General features: G+C 58.0%; 1 protein-coding gene. It reads right to left on the bottom strand.

Annotated elements, in window-relative coordinates:
* Positions 1-639, bottom strand: a 639-nt coding sequence (locus DBR18_RS25205) for a LysR family transcriptional regulator (protein WP_256588962.1), incomplete at its 3' end; no start/stop codon positions are given.
* Positions 640-864: the final 225 nt, after the last annotated feature.

Genomic DNA, 864 nt, shown 5'->3' with positions numbered 1-864 from the left:
GCCGCTGAGGTCGACGATGACCTTGCGCAGGTTCGGCGGGCGGATGCTTACCGCCAGTGGATAACCCATCAATTGCTCGGCGGTGACCCGTTCAAATGCCGCCAATGGATGCCCGGCACGGCAGCAGAAATACCATTTGCGCGGCCGCAAGCGGTACGTCAGGTAATCCGGATCGGCCTCGAAGTGTCGGGTGTCGGCGACGAAGAATTCGAACTCCTCACTGAGCAGGCGTTTGCTCAGGCTCTGCCAGTCATCGACCTGAAATTGCACCCGCGCTTTCGGGTAGCGCCCGATGAACGCGCCGATCGCCCGCGGGATCAATCCGGCCGCCGGCGCCGGGCCGCAGCCGAAGCGCAATTCGCCCGCCTCCAGCCCATTGAACTGGCTGATCTCGTTGGCCATCTGCTGCGCGCCGCTGACCAGTCGACGGGCATGCTCGAGCAGCACCTGGCCTTGCTTGGTCGGCGGCAGTTCCTTGCGCCCGCGATCGATCAACTGACAGCCAACGCTGTGTTCCAGCGCCTGAATGCTGCGGCTGAACGCCGACTGCGACAGGTTCACCGCCTGCGCGCCGGCGACGAAACTGCGTTGTTCGGCGAGGGCGATGAAGTGTCGTAACTGGCGCAAGTCGATATGCATTTTTCACATAAAAAATATCCGGGAAATGCATTGGATATGCATTAGGTCGACTCCTTATAAAGGCAATCTCTTATGCAGTAAATATTTGTAAATCCATAAATAAATAACTTAAAAGAATATGCAGCGCTGAAGATGTCTGTGTGTTTTTTGACCAGGAGCCGCGCCATGAGTCCGTTGAACCTTGCGTCACCCTTAACGCCACGACGGCTCAAACGCCTGCCTCTG

The sequence above is a fragment of the Pseudomonas sp. HMWF021 genome (assembly GCF_003061005.1).
Lineage (GTDB): Bacteria > Pseudomonadota > Gammaproteobacteria > Pseudomonadales > Pseudomonadaceae > Aquipseudomonas.
Note: the sequence above shows the minus strand (reverse complement) of the source record. Positions and strands in the feature narration are given on the sequence as shown.